Source organism: Nostoc sp. ChiSLP03a (assembly GCF_034531215.2).
Lineage (GTDB): Bacteria > Cyanobacteriota > Cyanobacteriia > Cyanobacteriales > Nostocaceae > Nostoc.
On the sequence record NZ_JAVRBQ020000106.1, the window covers coordinates 26,621 to 50,289 of the forward strand.

Annotated in this window: 20 protein-coding genes; 9 read left to right on the forward strand and 11 right to left on the reverse strand. The window is 42.1% G+C overall.

Annotated elements, in window-relative coordinates; genetic code table 11:
* Positions 1 to 17 precede the first annotated feature (17 nt).
* The gene (locus tag RMY32_RS17850; protein ID WP_322713228.1) at positions 18 to 944 is read left to right on the forward strand and encodes an ABC transporter substrate-binding protein; all 927 of its coding nucleotides are present in this window, start codon (positions 18 to 20) and stop codon (positions 942 to 944) included.
* Positions 945 to 1,382: 438 nt separating this feature from the next.
* Here the strand turns inward: RMY32_RS17850 and RMY32_RS17855 are convergent, their stop codons facing one another.
* From RMY32_RS17855 to RMY32_RS17870, 4 genes are all read right to left on the reverse strand, one after another.
* Positions 1,383 to 2,351 (reverse strand): FTR1 family protein, encoded by a 969-nt coding sequence (locus tag RMY32_RS17855; RefSeq protein WP_322713229.1) that lies wholly within the window; start codon positions 2,349 to 2,351, stop codon positions 1,383 to 1,385.
* Positions 2,352 to 2,475: 124 nt separating this feature from the next.
* Positions 2,476 to 2,913: a bacterioferritin gene (locus tag RMY32_RS17860; protein WP_322670732.1), complete on the reverse strand. Its 438-nt coding sequence runs from the start codon at positions 2,911 to 2,913 to the stop codon at positions 2,476 to 2,478.
* A 179-nt stretch (positions 2,914 to 3,092) separates the two neighbouring features.
* On the reverse strand, positions 3,093 to 4,130 hold the full coding sequence (locus tag RMY32_RS17865) for a helix-hairpin-helix domain-containing protein (protein ID WP_322713230.1): 1,038 nt from the start codon (positions 4,128 to 4,130) through the stop codon (positions 3,093 to 3,095).
* Positions 4,131 to 4,313: 183 nt separating this feature from the next.
* Positions 4,314 to 5,339 (reverse strand): multicopper oxidase domain-containing protein, encoded by a 1,026-nt coding sequence (locus tag RMY32_RS17870; RefSeq protein ID WP_322713231.1) that lies wholly within the window; start codon positions 5,337 to 5,339, stop codon positions 4,314 to 4,316.
* 693 nt (positions 5,340 to 6,032) lie between these two features.
* Here RMY32_RS17870 and RMY32_RS17875 point away from each other — a divergent pair.
* The 5 genes from RMY32_RS17875 (at position 6,033) to RMY32_RS17895 (ending at position 11,766) form a co-directional block, all read left to right on the forward strand.
* Positions 6,033 to 6,224 (forward strand): CbtB domain-containing protein, encoded by a 192-nt coding sequence (locus tag RMY32_RS17875; RefSeq protein ID WP_322670735.1) that lies wholly within the window; start codon positions 6,033 to 6,035, stop codon positions 6,222 to 6,224.
* A gap of 307 nt (positions 6,225 to 6,531) precedes the next feature.
* On the forward strand, positions 6,532 to 7,701 hold the full coding sequence (locus RMY32_RS17880) for a hypothetical protein (protein WP_322713232.1): 1,170 nt from the start codon (positions 6,532 to 6,534) through the stop codon (positions 7,699 to 7,701).
* A gap of 274 nt (positions 7,702 to 7,975) precedes the next feature.
* The gene (gene cofH, locus RMY32_RS17885; RefSeq protein WP_322713233.1) at positions 7,976 to 9,121 is read left to right on the forward strand and encodes a 7,8-didemethyl-8-hydroxy-5-deazariboflavin synthase subunit CofH; all 1,146 of its coding nucleotides are present in this window, start codon (positions 7,976 to 7,978) and stop codon (positions 9,119 to 9,121) included.
* Between the two features lie 227 nt (positions 9,122 to 9,348).
* Positions 9,349 to 9,753: a photosystem II protein Psb27 gene (gene psb27 / locus RMY32_RS17890; RefSeq protein WP_322692746.1), complete on the forward strand. Its 405-nt coding sequence runs from the start codon at positions 9,349 to 9,351 to the stop codon at positions 9,751 to 9,753.
* Positions 9,754 to 10,269: 516 nt separating this feature from the next.
* Positions 10,270 to 11,766, forward strand: coding sequence for a family 10 glycosylhydrolase (locus RMY32_RS17895; RefSeq protein ID WP_322713234.1), 1,497 nt, complete (start codon positions 10,270 to 10,272; stop codon positions 11,764 to 11,766).
* Positions 11,767 to 11,873: 107 nt separating this feature from the next.
* On the opposite strand, the gene RMY32_RS17900 is transcribed toward RMY32_RS17895, so the two are convergent.
* The 5 genes from RMY32_RS17900 to RMY32_RS17920 form a co-directional block, all read right to left on the reverse strand.
* Positions 11,874 to 12,515 carry a phosphotransferase-like protein gene (locus RMY32_RS17900; RefSeq protein WP_322713235.1) on the reverse strand — a complete coding sequence of 214 codons (642 nt, stop codon included), beginning with the start codon at positions 12,513 to 12,515 and terminating at the stop codon, positions 11,874 to 11,876.
* A gap of 143 nt (positions 12,516 to 12,658) precedes the next feature.
* Positions 12,659 to 13,255: a molybdenum cofactor guanylyltransferase gene (locus tag RMY32_RS17905; RefSeq protein ID WP_409883332.1), complete on the reverse strand. Its 597-nt coding sequence runs from the start codon at positions 13,253 to 13,255 to the stop codon at positions 12,659 to 12,661.
* Position 13,256: 1 nt separating this feature from the next.
* Positions 13,257 to 13,634 (reverse strand): VOC family protein, encoded by a 378-nt coding sequence (locus RMY32_RS17910; protein WP_322713236.1) that lies wholly within the window; start codon positions 13,632 to 13,634, stop codon positions 13,257 to 13,259.
* A gap of 25 nt (positions 13,635 to 13,659) precedes the next feature.
* Entirely contained in the window at positions 13,660 to 15,717 is a 2,058-nt protein-coding gene (locus RMY32_RS17915) for a thioredoxin domain-containing protein (RefSeq protein WP_322713237.1), read from the reverse strand.
* Positions 15,718 to 16,062: 345 nt separating this feature from the next.
* Positions 16,063 to 16,245, reverse strand: coding sequence for a hypothetical protein (locus RMY32_RS17920; protein WP_322692787.1), 183 nt, complete (start codon positions 16,243 to 16,245; stop codon positions 16,063 to 16,065).
* A 450-nt stretch (positions 16,246 to 16,695) separates the two neighbouring features.
* On the opposite strand from RMY32_RS17920, the gene clpP reads away from it, so the two are divergent.
* Positions 16,696 to 17,307 carry an ATP-dependent Clp endopeptidase proteolytic subunit ClpP gene (gene clpP, locus RMY32_RS17925; protein ID WP_322713239.1) on the forward strand — a complete coding sequence of 204 codons (612 nt, stop codon included), beginning with the start codon at positions 16,696 to 16,698 and terminating at the stop codon, positions 17,305 to 17,307.
* Between the two features lie 118 nt (positions 17,308 to 17,425).
* On the opposite strand, the gene RMY32_RS17930 is transcribed toward clpP, so the two are convergent.
* Together RMY32_RS17930 and RMY32_RS17935 are read right to left on the reverse strand one after the other, a co-directional pair.
* The gene (locus RMY32_RS17930) at positions 17,426 to 18,289 is read right to left on the reverse strand and encodes a hypothetical protein (RefSeq protein WP_322713240.1); all 864 of its coding nucleotides are present in this window, start codon (positions 18,287 to 18,289) and stop codon (positions 17,426 to 17,428) included.
* 87 nt (positions 18,290 to 18,376) lie between these two features.
* Positions 18,377 to 19,264: a hypothetical protein gene (locus RMY32_RS17935; protein ID WP_322713241.1), complete on the reverse strand. Its 888-nt coding sequence runs from the start codon at positions 19,262 to 19,264 to the stop codon at positions 18,377 to 18,379.
* A gap of 1,082 nt (positions 19,265 to 20,346) precedes the next feature.
* Here RMY32_RS17935 and RMY32_RS17940 point away from each other — a divergent pair.
* On the forward strand, positions 20,347 to 22,701 hold the full coding sequence (locus RMY32_RS17940) for a ribonuclease R family protein (RefSeq protein WP_322713242.1): 2,355 nt from the start codon (positions 20,347 to 20,349) through the stop codon (positions 22,699 to 22,701).
* A gap of 17 nt (positions 22,702 to 22,718) precedes the next feature.
* Positions 22,719 to 23,339, forward strand: a complete 621-nt coding sequence (locus RMY32_RS17945; protein ID WP_179065018.1) for a flavin prenyltransferase UbiX — start codon at positions 22,719 to 22,721, stop codon at positions 23,337 to 23,339.
* Positions 23,340 to 23,669 lie beyond the last annotated feature (330 nt).

Sequence of the window (23,669 nt, forward strand, 5' to 3'; positions counted from 1 at the left end):
TTATAAAGAATTTTAATATGCATCGTCGTTGGCTCTTATCTGCTTTTGCAATTTTGTTAAGTATAGTTTTAGTTGCTTGCACCACTGTAACTACTCAGCAATCAGAAACCAAAGTGGAAAATACCACTGAGGCGACTAATACAAACTCTCAGCAATTACTAAAAGGTTCAGCAAAAAGAGTTGTTGCTCTTTCTTCACTTTCTGCTGACATTCTCTCCCGACTCGATCAAACAAAAGTTGTTGGAATTACTGGGAGTAAACTATTTAAGAATGACTCAAAATTTAAAGATGTTCCCCGTGTTAGTGAAGGGCAAAATCCGCCAAATTTAGAGAAAGTAGTAGCACTCAAACCAGATTTAGTTATTGGTGCTGAAGGTTTTTCTAACATTCCAATTCAAAAACTTCAGCAGCTAGGTATTCAAACTTTGCTTACTAAGGTGAATAGCTGGGAATCTCTAGAAGAACTTACTAAAAAGCTCGCTGAGTTAATTAATACCGATCCTCAGCCTTTGTTAAATCGTTATAAAACTTTCTTACCAGATAAGCCAACTCAGAGTCCGTCTACTTTAGCGCTGGTTAGTCGTCAACCAATTTTAGCGCCGAATAAAAACAGTTGGGCAGGAGATTTGCTGGCAAAATTCCAGGCGAAAAATATAGCAGCAGATTTACAAGGTAAAAGTCCAATTGGAGGCTATGTGACACTTTCGGCTGAGAAAGTTTTAGAAGCAAATCCAGAGGTGATAATTTTAGTTAATCCTCCACAAGGAAATTCGGAAGCGACGCTTTTAGATTCTTTGAAAAAGGAAAACTTTTGGCAGCAACTACAAGCAACTAAAAATAACCGAGTCTATGTGTTTGATTATTTTGGTCTAGTGAATCCAGGTAGTATAGATGCAATAGAAAAGGCTTGTCAGCAGCTTAAGCAAGCATTGTTTGCACCATAAGAGCATTGCTTGGTTGAATGTCTAAATCTAAAGTTTTTATTTTTCATTCTTGGTTAAAGATGCGATGAATCGCGTCTCTACAAATGGTTGATTTGTTGGATTATTTTTTCAAATTGGTATTAATTGAAAACATTTGTATTCAATTCCAATGGCAAAAATCTTAGAGGATGTCTGAGAAGTATTAAATATTTCGCCTGATCCCCCCTAGCCCCCCTTAAAAGGGGGGAAATGAATCAAATTCCCCCAATTTATCGGGGGATTTAGGGGGATTTACAAGTCTCGAATACAACACCAAAAAGTTTTTAGACATCCTCTTAACTGTGGCTTTAACTAAGGCAGCTATTTCTGAATCGACATTAGCGTAGTCTATCCCAAAGGCAATTCCCAGTCATAAACTGGGAATAAGGGAAACTGGGAACGAGGTAACTAACTGTGCTTTTAATCTTTTGCAGAACTAATTGGTTTTTGACCAAAAGGGACACTCTTTTTACCTTCAGGAGAAGCACCCCCAAGGCTGCGGAAATACAGCCCTCCAATGGTGAGTAAAAATCCCACGTATCCCACTGCTTGCACAAGATAGAGATTGTCTCTATAGCCAAATAAAGATTTGAGAATGATGCCAGGAAACTGTTCGTCAGGTAAGATTGTGGAAGTATTGGAAACCATAGGCCCCAAAATACAGGAGTGGACTTTTGTAAAACGTTCGTAATAGAAACAAAGGTTTTCTGTGGCACGACTGCTAAGGGCAAGATTAGCCACAGCTTCGTCAAAATGTTTCAAGGCTGAAACTACCAATCCAGCAACAATTAACACTAATAAAATGCCCATTACCTGGAAAAACTGGCGGATGTTAATTTTGACACCCCATTTAAATAGCAGCACCCCAATGGCAGATGCGGCTACCAAACCAGCAATAGCGCCCAAGGCTGGCATTAATCCCTGTTGAAAATTAGCTGCAATGAAGAGAACAGTTTCAAAGCCTTCGCGGACAACGGCAATTAAAATTAAAGTAAAAACACCCCAGCCAGCATTTGAGTTTTGTGTCAGCGCTTCTGTTACTGCTCCCTCAACTGTAGCTTTCATAAATCTGGCTTGTTTAGTCATCCAGATTAGCATCCAACTGAGCATTGCGATCGCTAATACACTAAACACACCTTCTAGCGCTGGTTCAACAACGGTGGTGTATTGAGGATTCGCGGCTCCCAGTACTTGAATTATCCAACTGAATAGCACACCTATTAAGGCACTGACGACAATGCCAACGCCGACACCAGCATATACCCATGAATTGAGTCGAGATTGTTTAGCTTTTTTTAGCAAAGCTAGCACAATACCAACAACAAGGGCAGCTTCCACTCCTTCTCGAAGTGTTATTACAAAAGTAGGTAGAGCAGTACTAAAATTCATCTTTTGTCCTTTGTCTTTTGTCTTTTGTCATCAGTCCTTTGTCCTTTTTCATTAATCCTTTGTCCTTTGAATTTCTTTTTGACTAATGACCAATGACTAATGACTAAGGACTAATGACTAATGACTATGAACCAAAATCGCGTAGCATCTTTTTCAGTTCGAGATTATGCATCTCTTCTTGTCCAATCATACCGCGAGCGAATTCTTCAAGGTAAATGCTGGCATTGGTGACAGTTTCGAGCAATTTTTTATACAGATCCAATGCCTTTTTTTCATGGGATAAACTTTCTTCCAAGATATCCTTGACTTTATGCTGGTAGGTTTCTTCCATTGGGGCAATTTTCAGCGAAGGATGCCCATCTAAACCGGTGAGAATTTCTCCCACTTGTTCGGCATGAAGTAAAGATTCACTTGCCTGTGCCTTGAAAAAAGCTACAATTGGAATCCGGTTAGGGCCAGTTACCATCAAAGAATAATGTGTGTAGCGTACTACTCCTGCTAGTTCAAATTCCATGATGGCGTTCAGCAGGTCAATAGTCTTTTTCTGGTCAAGTTCTTGCATCAGTTGTTAGTTAAAGTAACGAAGGGAGTGTAATTAGTTAGGAGTTAGAAGTGAGGAGTTAGAAGTGAGGAGTTAGTAATTTGGGATTCATAACTCATAATTCATAATTCATAACTCTTAACTCCTAACTCCTAACTATTTTAAACTCCTTAACCTATACTTTCCATTAAATTAAAGTGTTATCGCTGTGCTTGGGTATTGGATTTATCAACTACTTTTTGAGAGTTTTCCTCAATGGTTTTCACCAGTTTGGTAACATCATTAGGAATTTTTACTGCTTTTGCTGGTGGGATGGCGGCGGGCCAAACTTTTATTAGTTCAGCAAAACTAGCATCAATCGCTTTGTGTGCTTCGGGATCTGCTTGAGCTACTTGACTAGAAATCCCTTTGTATAATTCATTGGCGTAAAAGACAAAACCACGGGAGTCTTGATACTCAATTGGCGCGGTTACTTTCCCATTTGCGATCGCCGCACCATATTCGGAGTTGGCTGAATCTAGTAGTTCGTTAATTACCTGTAGTGTAAATCCTGGTTTTGAGCGTTGAGCTTCTGGCAAAGCTGCTATCGCTCCATCAACTGCTTGCATTGAAGAAGTAAAATTAGTTTTAACTTTGCTATCTTTCGGACTAGATTTCACTAAATCTTGCAAACTCACCAAAGTTGTCTTAAATTCTTTGACTTTGCGTTCATTAAGTTGATCTTCCACGTCAACGTAAATCTCTTCTACTGGATGCCCAATATGAGGTTCTGCTTGTTTCGGCTGATTCTGATCGAGCAGTTCTTTGGCTACCAAAAGATGCCCTTTCATTAAGCCTAATTTAGACATATAGTCAACATCTTTTGCCTCACCTGTAAGTACCACTTCTTGAACGCCAACTTGGTCTTTAATTTGGTCAAACTGCTCTTGAGTAATTATTTTTTTAGTAACTAAATCTTCTGGTTGACCATAAGGACGACCTGCCTGGATTTTGTTTGATAAAGCCGGGATACCTAGTTTGGCTTCAAACTTATCCAATTCTGACAATATAGCGCTGTTAATATTAATTTTTTCTTTGCTACCGTGACCACTATGACTGTTATTACTTACTGCCTCTGTAGCGGGAGTGCTAGCAACTGGCGCTGATGGATTTTCTGCGGTTGGCGTACTACTACAGGAACTCAAGGTAACTATTACCGCTGTTGCTGCTGCTAGACATATATAACGAAGTTTTATCATCTTTGCTCCTCACAGAACTTAAAAGGTATTAATTGAAACATTTCAAACTCTTACTCAAACTATTACTAGAAAATAGTTTGTTTGACAGATTGTCATAGATTTTACTGTTGCATATAATGAGATTTTTTATCAACTAGTTTGCTAAAATTTTAATAAATTAATTACAAATTACTAAGAATATTGTCAAGAATGTTTAACATTATTTTGAGAGTTACTATCAGCAAGTACTTCAAATTGACCCATGCAACCGTTTTCTGCGATCACATCTTGATGGGGATGAAACATATACTTACCTGGATAACGAAAAGCAAATTCTAAAATGTGCCTTTCTGCGATACCCATCGTAATCACATCTGCTTTCTCGCTAGGAGTCATAGTCATACCGTAGCGATAGATATCAAAGAAGTTGGCGTGGAGATGAAACGTCACTGCCGGATCGTATTCAATGATGTTGAGGACATACAGCCGAATCAACTGATCTTTGTAAATGCCAATGGGGTTATGCATGTAATAGTGGGGCAGACCGTTGAAGGCGTAATAATCGTTATGGCTATCATCATTCACGTCATATCCACCCATCACTAGTACGATTTCATCAGCCGGGAGACGGGGAGTTGGTGGATCAATGATAAACATTCCGTATAGCCCCTTGGCAATGTGGCGGGTGACTGGTTCAATATGGCAGTGGTATAAATGAACGCCATAAGGTTCAGCATCAAATTCGTAGATTGTGGCATTACCATTGCTGATTGGGCGAACACCATCCATTTCTGCTGGATGAACGCCATGAAAATGTAAAGAGTGAGAATGTCCAGCGTTGTTGAGAAATAGTACCCGGATGCGATCGCCCTGTTTTGCCCGTAGCGTTGGCCCTGGTATGCGACCGTTTAAATCCCAGATGTTGTAAGAGACAGCACTATTGAGTTTTATGATGGAAGAACCAGCAGTTAACTGAAATTCCCGGATAGTCCGCCCATTTTCTTGCTTCACTGTCCCATAATCAAAATCTCTCAACATCTTCATTGGGTTAGTAACATCGTCTGGTGCTGACCTATCGAATGGTGGCACTTTAACGATTGACTTACTTGGTAGATTTAGCATCTGCCAAAGTCCAGCTGCACCAGTTATTCCAGCACCTGCTAGGCCCAGCTTCAACAATTGACGGCGACTCCAAGGTTTTCCGTTACTTAGAGCGAAGTTGTTGGGCATGACATTTAGTTACAGTTAGCACCAAAAAAGAATTGCAAATCTTTTGCAATTGCTTTTAAATATTAGAGGAATTAATAATTATTGTCAATAAATTTTAAGTCTTTCTAAATTGCCAGTTAAGTTGTTAAATCTAGATGAACTCTAAAAATTTCGCAATATTTTCGTGATTTTCACTGTATTTATACGATTAGTTATGTATAAATAATATTTAGATAAAACTAACTGGTTCATACATATTCCTGATATGCTGATTGCTTCAGCAATACTTCCAGTATAAACAATGAGTATAATAGCACCTTGAATATAGACACAAGCAAGAAACTATTGCTAATCTCTAGTGTATTGAATTAATTTAGAGATAACATAAGTTACCTTTATTCAAGAAATTTTGAATGCTTGGTAATATGAGAATTTTTAATTTTTATCTGTTACCTTCGTGTTAGCAACGCTGAAAATGCCGTCACTCAAAATCATGTGTCATTCTTTTGTTATTTGTATGGACTTTATGTGTAGATTTCTGCATCGCGATCGCTCGATGTCAAAGGATAGTATAGTATTCACTAAAGTCGAATTACATAATACATCTGATACACACTTGTCAAATACAAAGTTGATGGTATATCTTTTTGCAATCAAGTGGCGTTATGCCCTTGGATTGATGAATTACCCAAATTTATTATTAGGAGGTCAAAAATGACTAGTTTTTCTCATATTTCACTATTGCAGAAAACCGCAGGTATTACTTTATCCAAACCTGTTCAGGTAACGCTTTATATGCTCCTATCTTCTTTAGTTATCTGGACTGTTTTATTCTCTACCTATCCTGCGGTTCATAACACAGCACACTCAGCGCGTCACCACACATTAGGCGTTGCATGTCACTAAATTATCATAATCACAAGATTTTATTTAGGTGCATGAAGCTTTGCTACATCACATAACAAAGTTATGACGCTAAAATAGTGCAAATTTCGCGCCAGTTTTTTGCTGGGAAATAACTTTTAGGTTTTGTAGAGATGCTTTGTTTATCATCTCTACATCACCTTAACTTGATTTAAGATGATGTCTGATTTCTGACTAATTCTTTGACTGGGATTTTTTACTTAGTAATAATCTGGAGTAACTTTCATCCACTGCTATGAAAGCTTAACTTGCAGAAATTACATAAGCTTCACATTTACCGTAAGTTTGTATGAAAAAATATCGACTTTTTGGAGTTATCAGCGCTGTTTGCATTGCTTTGTCAGTTCTTTATTCCTTTGTGGGAAATTCCCAAGTTCCTACGTCCAGAGTCCTACTTTCTACCAACCCACCTTTAGAACGTATTCTCCCCTTTGAAGCAGAAGCAGAAAAACCACAATCTCCTGTTACTTTGACTTTACAAGCTGTTGATGCTGCGGGTAAATCTTTAACAAATGCCAAAATTAATTTACAAATTCTGACACCGCCGCGTAATCCTTGGTTAACAACAGATTTTCCCATTGTTGAGGGGACAAAATTGTTGGAAATGAATGCCAATGCACCTGATGGTAAGCTAGAAATTCAGCAGATGTTACCGATCCGTGGTAATTACCAGCTATTAGTTAAAGTGTCACCTTTAGTAGCAAACACTTTTGCTGCTTATGAACAAAGTTTAAATATTAATGTCCACGAAAATCCCATCAAATATAAATATTTTGCTGTAATTGCAGCTATTTTACTATCACTTGGATTATTGGGTGGTTGGATTATTGGCGGACAAGAAGAACTACAACAAGGAGAAATTGCACCACAGTCAGTCCGCCTTTTATTAAGTGCATTAACTGTAGTGGCTATAATAACTCTAATAGTTATCAACATTAGTGCAGAAGTTGCGGAAGCTCATGGCAGCGGACATCATTCAACTAGTACCGAAGCTATTGCACCATCATCTCAAAAATCTCAGGGATTAGAAATTAATCTAGAGGGAGATAAAAACGCAACTGTCGGAAAACTTGCGAATTTAGCGCTACAGGTGAAAGATAGCGCAACCGGACAACCCATAACAGATGTAGCTTTGCAGGTGAAAGCGATCGCCACAGAACACAATTTAACAGTCTTTGACTACAAAGGTATTCCCGACGAACAAGGTAAGTTAACATGGCTTGAACAATTTTTCGATGGTTCACCCCACAAAATCGAGGTGGAAGCAACTCCTTTACAAGGATCTAGCCGTCAATTTACACCAGTGAAGGTAGCGCAGGAAGTTGAAGTTGAAGCGATCGCACCACCAATTTACATCCGATTGATTGGTTTATTCTACTTTACAGCCTTTGTCGGTATTGGTATGGCGATTGGATTGTTAATACAACATCGACGAAAACCACAAGCAAGGACAAATTAGTAATATCAGAATTGTACTAAAGATTCCTGCTAATCCAAAGATGTAGATTAATCTATTAAAATAGTTGTGGTTCAACCACAACTATTTTTTTATTAATGGGTTTTATCAACTATAAAAAGTAGTGTTATCGGGATAAAATAAGCTCTTTTAACAGCTTTCAAGGTAAAACTTCTATTCAAATTTGGGGTTTTCAATAAATTAGTATATTTATTAAGTAGAATTTTATTATTTACAAGCTCATAAAATTAAGATTTACCGAGAAATTAAGAAAGTAATGCTGACAAAAATTGCGTTTGAAACAATTCTGGAACGTGCTTTGATGGGATACGACTTATCCCCCGAAGAGGGAGTGGTATTGTTACAACAAACAGAGCCAGAGGCGATCGCAGCAATACGTACTACATCCGATACACTTCGCCACACTCAAGCAGGCGATACTGTAACCTACATAATTAACCGTAATATTAACTTTACTAATATTTGTGAGCAGCACTGTAGTTTTTGTGCATTCCGTCGAGATGATGGTGATGCCGATGCATACTGGTTAGATTCGGCGCAAATTTTGGAAAAAGCCACAGATGCAGTAAAACGGGGTGCGACAGAAATCTGTATGCAGGGGGGATTAAATCCACAAGCACTGATAAATGGTAAATCTTTACCCTATTATCTCAAAGTCGTAGAAACCATTAAACAGGAATTTCCCCACATACATCTCCATGCTTTCTCTCCTCAAGAAGTGCAATTTATCGCCAGACTTGACGGACTGGAATATGCTAAGGTGATTACTGCTTTGCGCGATGCTGGTGTTGGCTCAATGCCGGGAACAGCAGCGGAAGTATTAGATGATGAAGTTAGGCGGATATTGTGTCCAGAGAAGATTGACACAGCCACTTGGCTAGAAATTATCAGCACCGCTCACAAATTAGGCTTGCATACCACCAGCACCATGTTATCTGGGCATATTGAAACCCACGAACAGCAAATCAGGCATTTAGAAAAATTGCGATCGCTCCAAAAAACCGCCATCAATCGGGGATATCCAGCCAAGATTACAGAGTTTATTTTATTACCCTTCGTTGGTCAAGAAGCGCCTAAATCCTTACGTCGCCGTGTCGGACGCGATCAACCAGTTTTAAGTGATGCTCTGCTATTAGGGGCTGTAGCGCGAATTTACTTAGGTAATTGGATTTCTAACCATCAACAGAGTTGGGTAAAACTAGGGCTTGAAGGCGCGACAGAAGCCTTAGCTTGGGGTTGCAACGATATCGGCGGCACATTGATGGAGGAACACATTACCACAATGGCAGGTGCTTTAGGCGGTACGTGTATGGAAATGGAAACCTTGCAAACTGCGATCGCTTCTTTAGGAAGACCTTACCAACAACGAGATACTCTTTATCAAAAAGTTATTAGTCGTTAGGAATTGGGAATTGGGAATTGGGCATTGGGCATTGGGCATTGGGAAGAGGGGAAAGAGGTAAATTTTATTCTCCCCCTGCCTCTCTGCCCCTCTGCCCCTCTGCCTCCCCTGCCTCCCCTGCCCCTCTGCCCCTCTGCCTCCCCTCCACTCCACACTCTTCACTCAATTGATCCCCAAGTTACCAATCCAAGATAGGATGGACGTTGATTTACGTATTGTTTTACTTAATGCATATGAAGCGCTATTGGTCGCGTTTGCTTGCGCTGGTTTTAGTTGTAGCTATCGGCTTAATGGGTTGTTCTGGCAGTCCAGATAGTTTGACTGGGGATTATCGTCAAGACACCTTAGCTGTGGTCAATATTATGAGACAAGCTCTGGATCTTTCACAAGATTCACCAGACAAGGCAGCAATTCAAGCAGAAGCGCGTCAAAAAATTAATGACTTTTCGGCTCGCTACCAGCGAGTTAACTCTGTTTCCGGTCTTGGCTCGTTTACAACCATACGAACAGCCCTCAATTCTCTGGCTGGACATTACAGTTCTTACCCAAATCGTCCCGTACCCGAAAAACTCAAAACTCGTCTAGAAAAAGAGTTGCAACAGGTAGAGGCGGCGTTGAAACGTGGCGGTTAGTTATTAACTATTGCTTACTCCATCATCAATAGTCAGGTGTCAAAACTTTTGATTCCTGACTATTTTGTTTGTCAAGTCAGAAGGCAGAAGGCAGAAGGCAGAAACTCTTTCTATCTGATGCGTAAGTTCTGCATTTTATAGCTCATTTACTTGAATAAATGCATTAACAATGCAAGTCGATGCATTTGCATTGAGGGTGAAGTTTTAATATCTACTTCATACACTGGAAACCGCTATACAAAAATACGGCAACAGAAATAGACCTTTGAGAGTCTTAAAAAAATAGGTTTTAAAACCCTTAGTATTTAACTATATAATTCGATACACGTTGCCCACAATTATTTGAGTTGGGATCGATGATTATCGCAAATTAAAGGCTTTAAGACCGAACGTCAACACGTAGCTCAGAGTGAGAGCCACTCTGTCTTTTCTCAGTTACCCTGTGGTAAACAAGTTACAGTCGGAATTTAAATCCCTGTCTGAAACTCTTTTGAATTTGTTCATCTACTGGTAGGTATGTCTAACTGTCCCTTGAAGGTTGCAATATCGATATTATTTTGGCGACGCTTATTTGCTGTTGTTTTTACTAGTAGTTTTTTGCTCCCCAACTTGGGAAGCGAACCCGCAAGGGCGCAAGTAAATGAGTATTGTCAGTTATCATCAGCTGCGGCGCAACAAAAAGAAAACTTACGTTTGTCAGCGCTCAAAGGCAAACAAGATGCTCAAACGCGCTACCAAAGCATAATACAAGAACAGGCGCAGAAATTAAAGCAATGTCGCTCTCGAACTTGGCCGCAAACCCAAGCCATTTGGTTACGCTTGTATCCTTGTGACATTCAGCCAGGAATAATCGATCGGGTTATGGATCGGATTGTTAATGGCGGCTATAACCAAGTTTATATAGAAGTATTTTACGATGGGCAGGTACTATTACCAGCAAGAGCTAACCCGACAGTTTGGCCTGCTGTGATTCGCACTCCAGGGGCAGAAAACATTGATATACTCGCCACGGCAATAAAAAAAGGTCGGCAACGTGGTTTGAAGGTATATGCTTGGATGTTTACCACAAATTTCGGCTATACTTACGCCCAGCGCCCAGATAGAGAAGGTGCGATCGCTCGTAATGGCAAAGGTCAAACAAGTTTATATGTGGTAGATAATGGCTCTCAACTATTTATCGACCCCTACAACCTGCAAGCAAAACGCGACTACTACCAATTAGTACAACAAGTTTTGCGCCGTCGTCCAGATGGCTTGCTATTGGATTACGTGCGTTATCCTCGCCAAGCTGGAAGTGATTCTATCGCCACTAAAGTTTCAGATTTATGGCTATTTAGTCCCGCAACCCAAGAAGCTTTATTTAAACGGGCACAGAATTACAAAGCGCTGGAATTGATTCGTCGCTTTTTAAGCAAAGGATTTGTCACTGGGGGAGATGTAGCTGAAGTTGATAAACTTTATCCTCAAGAAGGTGAACCTCTTTGGCAAGGACGCATCCCACTAGCGCAAAAGTCAATCCTGCCTGCAACTGATAGACAAAGAATTTTACAATGGGACTTGTGGCAGCTTGCCGTTGCCCACGCTATGCAAGGAATTCTAGATTTTGTCACCATCGCTAGTTACCCAGCAAAGCAGCAAGGTGTTTCTACAGGAGTGGTGTTTTTTCCTGATGGCAACCAAACTGTTGGACAAGGGTATGATTCTCGTTTGCAACCTTGGGATCGGTTCCCCAATACATTAGAGTGGCATCCTATGGCTTATGGAAATTGCGGTAATGTCAGTTGTATCGTGTCGCAAGTGCAACGGGTTTTGAGTATGGCAAAACCGGGTACGCAGATAATCCCAGCTTTAGCCGGTCAATGGGGAAAATCTGTTAGTAATCGTCCATCCCTAGAAGTGCAAATGCAGGCACTCCGCCAATTTGCCCCCCAACTGAAGGGAGTTAGCCACTTTGCCTATTCTTGGCAATATCCTCAGAATGATAGCGATCGCAAATTCTGTCGAGTTAAGTAGACTTCTTGCAGAATTAGTAAAAAGGGATTGAATTTCCCTTTTAACTGATAGAATCACACACTTTACAAATTTATACCAAATATAGTTAACACAGTTATAACTACTGGTTAAATATAGTGTGTAGCGAGTCGTTGGAATGCCGACGGTGCTGGACTATCTGCGAGGTACTGGCGTATCATCTCAGCACATGCACCTGGGCTTAACAAAGAGGTATCTACTTCCAGGTCATAGATGCCAGGGATGTGGACTTCACGTTGCCATAACTGAACCGGATGTGGTATTGGAGAGTCAGCTGTACTTCCCACATTCCACCCCGTGTTTTGTCGTCGTTCCATAACGATCTCAATGGGGCAGTGAACGCCTACAAACAAAACCGGCAATCCCTTCAAACGTCGGGCACTATCAGCCAGAATACCCCGCTTTATTGCGTAGGCGTCATGGTGTCCGACATCAACCACGACATTCAGACCCAAGCGGCTGTGGGCAGCGATAGACTCATACATGGCGCTGTACAGAATGGGAACAAAGGGTTCGATGTCCTGGCGTTCTCCCCCTGGCCGCAAACCAATCCCAGGCAGGTATCGTGCGGGAGTCATTTGCATAAATCTATCAACACCCAAATTCATCCACAGACCATCAAATGTCTCCTGAATCACTGCGACAATGCTCGACTTCCCTGATCGCGGGACACCATTCAGGATGATAATTTGTCCTAGCTCCTGTGTCTGCCCCATGATTCCTCCTCGCATCCTTAATTAATACATATAGTTAGCAGTTCCACGTTAGGGCTAAAACTTTGAATAGGCAAGAATTGTGTTCAATCATCCGAAAAAAGACTTTATTACCAGAGTTTCGGCAGGTTCAGTTCGCGATTAAGTCCCCACTCTCCAACTCAATTTAAAGCCAAGTCCTCTGGTGTATTACAGTTAAATAGCATTTCGGGTTCTGCTAAGGGCAAAACTTCTACCGGATATTGCCGAAGCCACTGCTGAAACGATCGCCCCCCTTGGTTGATAAACTCTAGGAGTTGTGGCAAACAGCGAAGGCGATAGAAACCACACAGAGGTTCCCAGCCTTTTCGATGACAAGCTAAAGCTGCGATCGCATTATCCCCCACGCGATCGAGTCTAGTTATCCAATCTTGCAACACCTCAACCCGCAACCTCGGCAAATCGCAAGCTAGCAACAGCACCCATTCTGTCTCTACTTCAGCTAGCCCTTGAGCAAATCCAACTAAAGGCCCGTGGGCTAAAGATTCTCCAGACAAAGGAACTTCTCGGATAAACTGACAACCGAGCAAAAGCAAGTCTTGATAGCGTTCTGGCCAGGGAGTTACTACATAAACAACATCAGCACAGCCTTTGGCAATGCTACAAACTCGCTGCAACAACGGCACTCCTTGAATGGGAATCAAAGCTTTATCCTGACCCATCCGAGAACTCTTACCGCCAGCTAAAACTATGGCGGTTAATTTGCTGCGGGTAGTCATGTTAGTTTTCTGGCTCAAAAAACGTAATGCACACACCAGCTACATCAATAATCGCAAACTCCTTCATTCCCCAAGGTTTCGTTTGCAGCTGACCGTTGGGATGAATAATTTGTCCGCCTAGTACCTGAAATTCCTGATAAAGTTGCTCAATACCATCAACTTTGATCCGAAAAGTTGTCCATTCCGCTAGGTGTTGATCGTCATTTCTTTGCAGAAAAATTTCTGCAAAGTCGCGTTTGATAATTGCCATAGTGACCGGATCGCCTTCTTTATAGATTGTTGTAAAACCAAGTAGTTCATAGAAAGCGATCGCTTTTTCCATATCGCCACCAGCAGGAATAATAGGACTGACGTTTCCAAGTACAGGCGGTTTATTCATGGTTATGCGTCTGATGTTGCCAAAATTATCCTCTATTCTGACTTTTCTCCACTTGTTGTAGTAAATGCTCTACACTTTCTGCTGGTGCAAGACACTTCAAACCTTGGCAAACTAACCCAACGCTTCCCTCTGGTAAATCAGATGTTATGGCAAACACAGCCGCAGGTAAATACTTGGGAATCAAAGCGTTGATTTGCTCAGTTGTGCTACGAATCAAGGTAGAATTACGATACCAATCCAAAGCTGTAAACAAACTGGGGCAAGCTTGGGGAGCGCGATGCATTACACTCCGAAAAGCTTTCAAACCAAGTTCTGCTAAATCCAAATAATCTAGATTATCGGTGAGTAGGGCCAGACGCACAAGGTTAGCGATCGCAATTCCATTAGCTGATGGTGTGGCATTATCTGCATAACTACGTTCTCTGACAATCAAATCTTGACTAGAATCGCTTGATGTGTTATAGTACCCACCTACTTCTACACTCCAGAGAAATTCGTTAAATTCATCTTGGATAGCGATCGCATTTTCTAACCATTGCTTATGCTCAGGGTTGCAAGCTTGTAAATCCAAGAGAGCTTTAACAAACAAAGCATAATCTTCAGACTGCGCTAAAACGGTTGGTTCTCCTTGATAGTTGAGTCTCTGGAAACGCCCATCGACAAACTGATTTTCCAAGATAAAATTCGCCGCTCGTGCTGCTAATTCCAGATATAACGGTTTTTGAAAAACCCCAGCAGCCTTAGCTAGCCCAGAAATCATCAAGCTATTCCAGGCGACAATCATCTTTGTATCTGTCACCGAGGGAATGCGACCTGGCCAGTTAGTGGTTTTTGCTTCTTGGTTGTTGCGAGCAGGGGGAAAAGTTTCCAACGACTCAGGACTAACGCCGTAACGAGCGGTAAACAGCTTGCTCAGTGCCATTTCCAGCGTTGCACTCAGTTGACCTGAATCGCGTCTTTGCAAAACATTATGTCCTTCAAAGTTGCCGTTAGGCGTCACCGTAAACTGCTGTTGTAATTGGGTTAATTCTTCAGGCGTTAACAGTTGTTGTAGTTCGCTGTAACTCCAAACATAAAAGGCTCCTTCTTCTGGTTCTACAGCCGTATATTCAGTGAAGCTATCGGCATCTTGAGCAGCATAGAAGTAACCTTCAGGCGCAGTCATTTCCCGCTTCAGCCATTGTACAGTCCCAGCGATCGCCCGCTCAAAGGCTGGCTCTTGTACTCCTGCACTCCATAAAGAAGCCAGATACTCCACAACTTGTCCATTGTCGTAGAGCATCTTTTCAAAGTGGGGTACTGTCCAAGTCGGGTCAACAGTATAGCGATGAAAACCACCGCCTACATGGTCATAAATGCCCCCCAGCGCCAAGTCTAGTCCCCTTTGGGTGCAAACTTGCTTGCCATCATAGCGAGATTCAAAATTAAATCGAGTTCCCCGCAGTGCTAATTCTGTATAGGGAATCATCGGAAAACTGTTGCCAGATTGATTAGGAGTAATTACACCTGTGCTGGTTTCCCAACCTTGGCGGAGTAATTCATGGTCTTCAAGCTCATCTGTTGTACCGTCTTGCAACACCGCAGACGTAAGCAGAGACTCAATAATTAGGGCTTTGCGTTGTTGTAATTCTTGTTTTTCTGTATCGTAATAACGGCGAAGCGCTTGCAAAACTTGCAAAAATCCCGGACGACCATAGCGGGGGTCTACAGGGAAATAAGTACCAGCGTAAAACGGTACTAAATCTTCTGGGGAAAGAAAAATATTTAAAGGCCAACCCCCTTGACCGCTCATCATCTGCAAAGCTTGCATATAGATGCTATCGAGGTCTGGTCTTTCTTCCCTGTCTACTTTGATAGGAAGATAATTAGCATTCATGTAGTCAGCGATCGCAATATCAGAAAAAGCTTCGCCTTCCATGACAGTACACCAGTGGCAACTAGAATAGCCAATGGAAAGAAAAATCGGTTTATTTTGCGCCCTTGCAGTTGCAAGTGCTTCATCACACCAAGGCCACCAATCAATTGGGTTTTCGGCGTGTTTGCGGAGATAGAGGCTCTTAGCTTCAGCAAGGCGATTAGTCATGATCAAATGCCAGTAGTTGCCTTCTTTGCTCAGTCTACCCCGTTCTCAAGAATGTTAGCTTAAGACAGCTATATACATTAAGTAAGAAACTCAACGAGGGAATTATCCCTTTGCGTTTCATCTCGCCTAAGTAAGTTGGTGTAAAAAATGCAGTTTTGTAGTCAGCGCTAACTACAAAGCAATTAATTATTTTTATCTAAGGGACTTTCAGCGAACGTAGGGGCGCAAGGCCTTGTGCCTCTACAAATCTACAAATAATTTAGGATAATTTATTTTTTGTCAGTCCCAAATAATTGGGTTTATGTACGCCTTATTACTTACACCATTGCAACTTATGAAACATTTTTATTGAAAAGATCGCAATAGCAAGCTAACAATATTTGGTGGCGTTTCTCGCACAGGTGATGCTGTCTTTGTTTGTATTAAAGTATTTGGGCTAAGTCCTGCTATCAGATGGAGCAAGAAGGTGATGATGGCGGCTTGTATAAGTTTTTCCAGCATGGCACGTCTCTTGTGAATGGATAGCATTTCAACTGCGACTGGTTATTCTAAATACACCTCGTACTCACGATTTACTGAATCTAACAAAAATAACTTGATAAATGCCGAAGGAAATCCTAAAAAAATGTTTAAAATGTTACTGCTCGTTAACATAATTCCCTAAGCAAATCGGATTTCGGTTATTGGTCTAGTCGATACATCGCCAAGGTTGTACAGCACAGTCCGAGATATAAGATTGGCGACAATTGAAGTTTTTTGATTTATTCTTCCCGAAACCGGGATATTTTCTTGGACAGCTTTTGTCGCTAAAAAGTGCCCTTGGAGGTTGAATCTATTGCAAAAGCACATTTTGCTCCTTTGTTGAATCAGACAGAATAGCCAAGATTTACTTATATCTACCTGGGAATAGTAGAGATCAGCCCCAGTTTCGTGCTGTCATCGATAAAATGTATTTAAAGTAGCCACAAACACGCTTCCATGATTCCTATCGTTATTGAACAATCGGGTCGAGGTGAACGCGCCTTTGACATCTACTCACGGCTGTTACGTGAGCGCATCATCTTTTTGGGACAACAAGTTGATAACAATATTGCCAACTTGATTGTTGCCCAACTGCTGTATTTGGATGCTGAAGACCCGGAGAAAGACATTTATATGTACATCAATTCTCCCGGTGGTTCGGTGACGGCTGGTATGGGCATTTTTGACACTATGAAACATATTCGCCCTGATGTCTGTACAATTTGTACCGGATTGGCGGCGAGTATGGGCGCTTTTCTCCTGAGCGCGGGTACTAAGGGTAAGCGGATGAGTCTACCTCATTCTCGGATTATGATTCATCAACCTTTAGGCGGCGCTCAAGGACAAGCGACTGATATTGAAATTCAGGCGCGGGAAATTCTCTACCATAAGCGGCGGCTAAACGACTATTTAGCCGACCATACAGGTCAACCAATTGAGCGGATTGCTGAAGATACTGAACGTGACTTTTTCATGTCGCCAGAAGAAGCCAGAGACTACGGTTTGATTGACCAAGTGATTGACCGTCACTCCGCTGGTAGTCGCCCAGCAGTTGCTGTTCTTAATTAATAGTCACGATTGGTAAATAGTGATTTACCACTTTTAATTTTTTAAACCCTAAAAATAACCCTTCTTCAGTGATGAAGAGGGGTTATTTGAGTTAAAAACTTGATTTAGAAGTTACAAATCAAAATCCTGCTCTTGGGTCAGGCTGAGATTGCAAGTATTTGAGAAATTCGTGTAATTCTTCTTCAGTTAGCAAAGTACGCCCCCGTTTACCGTAGGTTTTAATCAAATGCTCCCGTCCCTGTTCTGGTGTCCAACCTAAGCGCTGGAGTTCGACATCTGTTTGAGCAATTACATCCGATAAATCTGCTGGTGTTGGTTGAGATGTAAGGGATGCAAGGTATTTTCGGAAGTCTAGTAATTCTGCTTCTGTCAGCAAAGTACGCGATCGCTTACCATAAGTTTTAATCAGATGCTCCCGTCCCCGTTCTGTTGTCCAGCCTAAACGCTGCATTTGGACATCGGTCTTAGCCAATATCTGAGATAAATCCTCAGAAGATATTTTAGTAATTACATTGTCTGATTCTTCTGAGTATGTAGAGAAATTTTGGAACTCTTCATATTCTGGATCGAGATTGCTGGGGTATTCTACTGTAGGTTGAGATTCTAAATATTTGGGTAATTCTAATAATTCTTCTTGAGTAGGCGAATTCTTACTTTGCTTGCTAGAAGTTGTTATGACATACTCCTGTTCCTTTTCTTTCATCCAACATAACCGTTCGATTTCAGAATTAATTTGCTCCTGCTGTTGTGTCCAACATAACTGTTCGATGTCAACATTAATTTTGGCGGTCACAAGTTCATCTAATGGTTGAGATTCAAGGTATTGAAGGAAGTCTAGTAATTCTAATTGTGTCAGTAAAGTACGCGTTCGCTTCCCATAATTTTTTATCAGATGTTCCCGTCCTTGGTCTATTGTCCAGCCTAGTCGCTGCATTTCAACGTTTGTTTGAGCAATTACTTCAGAAAAATTCACAGATTCCATAGCTTCGTTACTGTTTCAAGAGCCGATGTTATTAGTCATTAGCCCTTACAAATGACTAATGACCAATGACAAATGACAAATGACAAATCAAAATCCCGCTATTGGGTCTGGCTGAGATTGTAAGTACTTGAGGAATCCGTGTAATTCTTCTTCAGTTAGCAAAGTCCGCCCGCGCTTACCGTAGGTTTCAATCAGATGCTCCCGTCCCTGTTCTGGTGTCCAGCCTAAGCGCTGAAGTTCGACATCTGTTTTAGCAATTACATCTGATAAATCTACGGGTTCAGCTTTTTTCTTTCTCTTTCCTGTCACTGACGGGGTAGTGGCATTTTCTTGAGGGCTGTAACTCCGGGGTGTAAATGGTGTGACATTGTTGGCAGAAATTGCCGGAAAGGTTTGATCTTCTGGCTGGTTATCAAAATTTATTTCCAAGTTCTTAACTGGAGGATCGAATTCTAGCTCCTGGTTGGCAGTCACAGGAAAGTTTTGACCTAAATTCTGGGTATAGGTATCGTTTAGAGGCGCAGCATTGCTGTACTCGTATTGTTCCTTACTGCTTGTTACTACTTCTGGTTTGATATTCCGTTGTTTGGAAGGCGGTATAGAGATTTCTTTGTCGCTGACTGCTGGCCACTGACTACTAACAAAATCCTCATTTTTTGCAGAGGAATAAGCAGCAGGCTCACTCAATCCAGCTTTATTAATATTTAAGTCAGGATTTAGCTGTGCTGGGGAAACTGGATTTGAGGTTAACGCTACTGATTCTGGTGGTGCGTTTGTAATACCCAAAACTATCAGCGCCCTGGTTCTAGCTTGGTCTTCTGCTGCTTCTATTGTTTCTGCCGCTGCCATACCCGTAGCACGGGTTACGCCTTCAATTTGCACGCTTGCCCGAACAATATATTTTCCTTGAAAAATTTGCACTAATTCAGAAATCAAATTGCCCTTGGGATACAAGCTCTGGAATTGAGCCAACATAATACTGCTACCAATCTAAATATTTTTAATAACGGGGTTGATACTGCCTGTATATTCAAGCGAGATCGGCTGCCCTTACTTTAATTTACATCTACTCGATACTCAGGATGCCTGCCAATATTGCATTTATTCATTTTTAATTGCCTACTATGTATCATCTAGCTTCTTGGCAGGCGATGAGTAGGTATAATTCTCTCCTCTAAGCAGCCGTCAAGGTGATATTCTTGCTTTCCCTGGTGTCCTAATTGTAGCAGTAGCTCTTTTTTGACGAAATTTTTGGTCAGTGCTAACTTATCTGGGTAGTCTTGCTTGCAATGCTATACTGATTACCCAACTCTATATCTAGAACTATTTTCTGGAAGTGCGCTCTAAATCTACAATAATGGAGATAAGGTTCGCCCTCGCTGCTTATTAAGCTGCTTACCTAATTGTTACCGATTCTACATGTGGGAAAATTGGGTTCACCAGCAGTTCCTTTTAGTTAAAAATCAGAGTCTAATGGCGTAAAATTACCTTCTCTCTAGACAATCAAACACCTGTAGTTTCCATGCCACTTGACGGCAGTTGCTCCACTTGGGGAGACCCCAAGACCGCACTGCCTCCTTTACTTGGGGAGACCCCAGACGCTCGATAACTCGCTAACGCTGCGCTATCGACGGGAAGCCAAGACGGGGACTACCTCACCGCAGTGGCTCCCTTGCATAGCGCTTTTGGGCAGTATGGATTCTCTAAACCCAGCTTCTTAAAAACCCGTCGCGTAATTAACTAGCGGGGCTAAATTTTAATCAGGCGTGCAATCTTAAGTTTGGTTAGGTGAAGGGACTTGAACGCAGGCGAATTCTGAGAGCATCGTGCAGTGAGAAGTTCGTAAACGCCCAGAGTTGTCCGTGGGTCGGCTTCTTTGCAAAGGAACTGCGAGAGTAGTTTCCCGCTCTTACTGGGTCGGGCTTCCTTTCCTTAGAACTTAGGAAGCTTGCTTCAGAGCAATTAGTTTCCAGCTTGTTTCTGTAAGCCGTGAGAGTATACAGAAAAGAACCAGATTAAACAACAAATGATGTTTTGACCAAAGGTCGGTTCACTGCATGGAATTTTCAATCGCTACACTCCTTGCCAATTTCACCGATGATAAATTGGTAGCTCGGAAGGTTTTAGAAAAGAAACTTGGCTGTGAAGATGAAAAAAGTTTACAAAAACTTCACATTGCCTTAGATGTTCTGGAAAAAATCGGTATTTTAGTGAAGGAACGGGGCAAGTACCGCCGTGTTTCAGAAGAAGGAATAATCGAGGCAAAACTCCGTTGTTCTAGTAAAGGCTTTTGCTTTGCTATTCAAGATGTGGAAGGAGCCGAGGATATTTACATCCGCGAAAGTCATCTGAGTAATGCTTGGAATGGCGATCGCGTTTTGGTAAGAGTTCTCAAAGAAGGCAGTCGCCGTCGCTCTCCCGAAGGTGAGGTGAAGCTGATTCTCGAACGCTCTAACCACACTTTACTAGCACGAATCAAGCAAGTAGAAACTGGTTTTCGGGCTGTGCCTTTAGACGATCGCTTACTGTTTGAACTCAAGATTCAACCGAACGGGGCAAAGTTAGAAGAAGCGATCGATCATCTGGTTCATGTGGAAGTTTTACGTTACCCGTTGGCACAATATCCTCCCCTTGGTCGAGTGGTGCAAATCCTCGGTAGCGATGCCGAAGCTGCTGCTGATATAGATTTAGTTACGTGCAAACACGACCTTTCCCGGACTTTTCCAGATAATGTTTTAGAAGCAGCTGCGAGGTTGCCCAAAAAGCTCCTGAAAGCAGACCTGAAAAATCGGCTAGATTTACGTAATTTGTTTACTCTCACGATTGAAGGAGTAAATAGCGATACCAAAGTTATAGAAAACGCTTTTAGTTTAGAAAAAAACTTAGCCGGAAATTGGCTTTTGGGCGTTCATATCACCGATGTTTCTCACTATGTCCAACCTGACGAAGCCTTAGATAGAGAAGCACTCAAACGAGGCAAATCAGTGTATCTAGGAGAATTGGTGTTGCCAATCTTGCCCCCAGCTGTAGCAGAACGCTGTTCTTTAGTACCTGGGAGCGATCGCTTAACCATCTCTTTTTTAATTACCATCGATCCTCAATCGGGAGAAGTGCTGGAATGGGAAATTCAACCCAGTGTCATCAATGTCGAAACTGCACTGACTACAGAACAGGCCCAAGCAATTCTCACAGGTGAAGCTGAAAATAAGTCATCACAGGTTTCCCAAATCCTGCAAGACCTCCAAGCCTTGCAAACAGGCGTGAAACAGGTACGGTTAAATCGTGGTAGCCTCCAGTTGAATCTGCCGCCTAGCCAAAACGCTTATTATGATGAGGGGATTCTCGGTGCTGTGGTGGTGAATGATTTGCCAGTGCGATCGCTACTCACGGAGTTGGTGTTATTAGTTAATCAACTGTTTGCAACTCACTTAAACGCCCTTGGTGTTCCGGCTATCTGGCGAGTTCAAGGCACACCTGATGTTGAAGATGTCCAGGAAATGCTGAAATTGGCAGTCAATTTAGGCGTTGACCTCACATTAGATCCAGAAGTCGATATCCAACCTTTAGATTACCAACATTTGACCACAGCTTTTGCTGAATCTCCCTCCGAGCAAGTTCTTACTTACTTATTACAAGATACACTGAAGCCGTCTGCATACAGTACCACCAAAGGATCTCACTTTGGTTTGGCACTACCGCAATATGTCCACTTTAGCGCTCCCTTGCGGCGGTTCCCAGATTTGCTGATGCAAAGAGTGTATTACACGCTACTGGAAAACGGACGCGATCGCCGCAATACCCGTGTCAGAGAGCGCGTTAACTTGCGCCACTCCTCCAGCCATGAGGAAATTAACTGGAACGTTTTACCCCCAGAATTGCAACAAGAACTGCAAAGCGATTTGACTAGGGTAATTGTCCAAATCAACGACCGAGAAAAAGAAGTCCAAGAAGCCGAAGCCGATTTAGCCGGACTGCAAAAAGCCCAACTAATGAAGCAACGCATCGGTCAGGTATTTCAAGGCGTGATTACTGGGGTTCAATCCTACGGTTTCTTTGTGGAAATTGAAGTCCCAGCCGCCGAGGTGGAATCCAGCAGTAATCCTGGTGTGCCTTTGCGGGTAGAGGGATTGGTACACGTCAGTTCTCTCAAAGATGATTGGTATGAATATCGCGCCAGACAACAAGCACTGTTTGGGCGCAAAAATCGCGCTTCTTATCGACTAGGCGATCGCGTCGCCGTCCAAGTTAAGAGTGTCGATTACTACCGTCAGCAAATTGATTTGGTAACAGTCGGCAGCGATGGCGTCGCCAAAGGTTTAACTGGCAATGATTCCCGTGACGACCTTTCAGACCTTTACTTACCAAATGATATGGAGCCTGATGACCTAGATCCTTACTCTGAGGACGAGTAAAATCCACTACAACTTACGTGTCAAATAACACCAAACCTTTAATTTTAGGCGTATCGGGCGCATCTGGTCTGATTTACGCTGTTCGCGCGATCAAATTTTTGCTAGAAGCAGAGTATAGCATTGAATTGGTTGCCTCTAAATCAACTTACATGGTTTGGCAGTCAGAACAGGAAATTCGGATGCCACCAGAACCAACTGGGCAAGAACAATTCTGGCGAGAGCAAGCTGGTGTTGCACTTGCCGGTAAACTCCGGTGTCATCCTTGGAGCGATGTCGGAGCCGGAATTGCTAGCGGTTCCTTTGCCACTCTGGGGATGATGATTATTCCATGCAGTATGAGTACAGTAGCAAAGCTAGCAGTTGGCTTGAGTTCCGATTTACTAGAACGGGCAGCAGATGTCCAACTCAAAGAAGGGCGAAAGCTAGTTATTGTCCCGCGTGAAACGCCTTTTAGCCTCATCCACTTGCGTAACTTAACTTCTTTAGCAGAAGTTGGAGTTAGAGTTGTCCCCGCTATTCCCGCCTGGTATCACAATCCCCAAACCATCGAGGATTTAGTTGATTTTGTAGTTGCCCGTGCTTTAGATCAACTAGATATTGACTGTATTCCAATTCAGCGGTGGCAAGGTCGTCGCTAACACCCTGAGTAGATTTATTAGACCTCTTGCAAAAATATATTTTTCCAAGACAGGGAAAAGGGTAAAGGTTAAAGGGGAAGGGTTTTGAGTTTCTTTACCCTTTTCCCCTTCACCTTTACCCCGACAAATGCCAAGAAGTCTATTGTAAATTTCACAATAGTCCTAAAAAGGTAATGATAGAGATGGCTGGTGCGATTCGTTGACTAGTGAATCACGGTACTCAGTCCGTAAATAACTAATCCAGCCCGACAGCAGATTACTGTCCTCAAAAGGCTGAACTCTCGGTCAGATGCAAGTGCAAGTCTTGCCATTCAGACTCAGAATTGACTC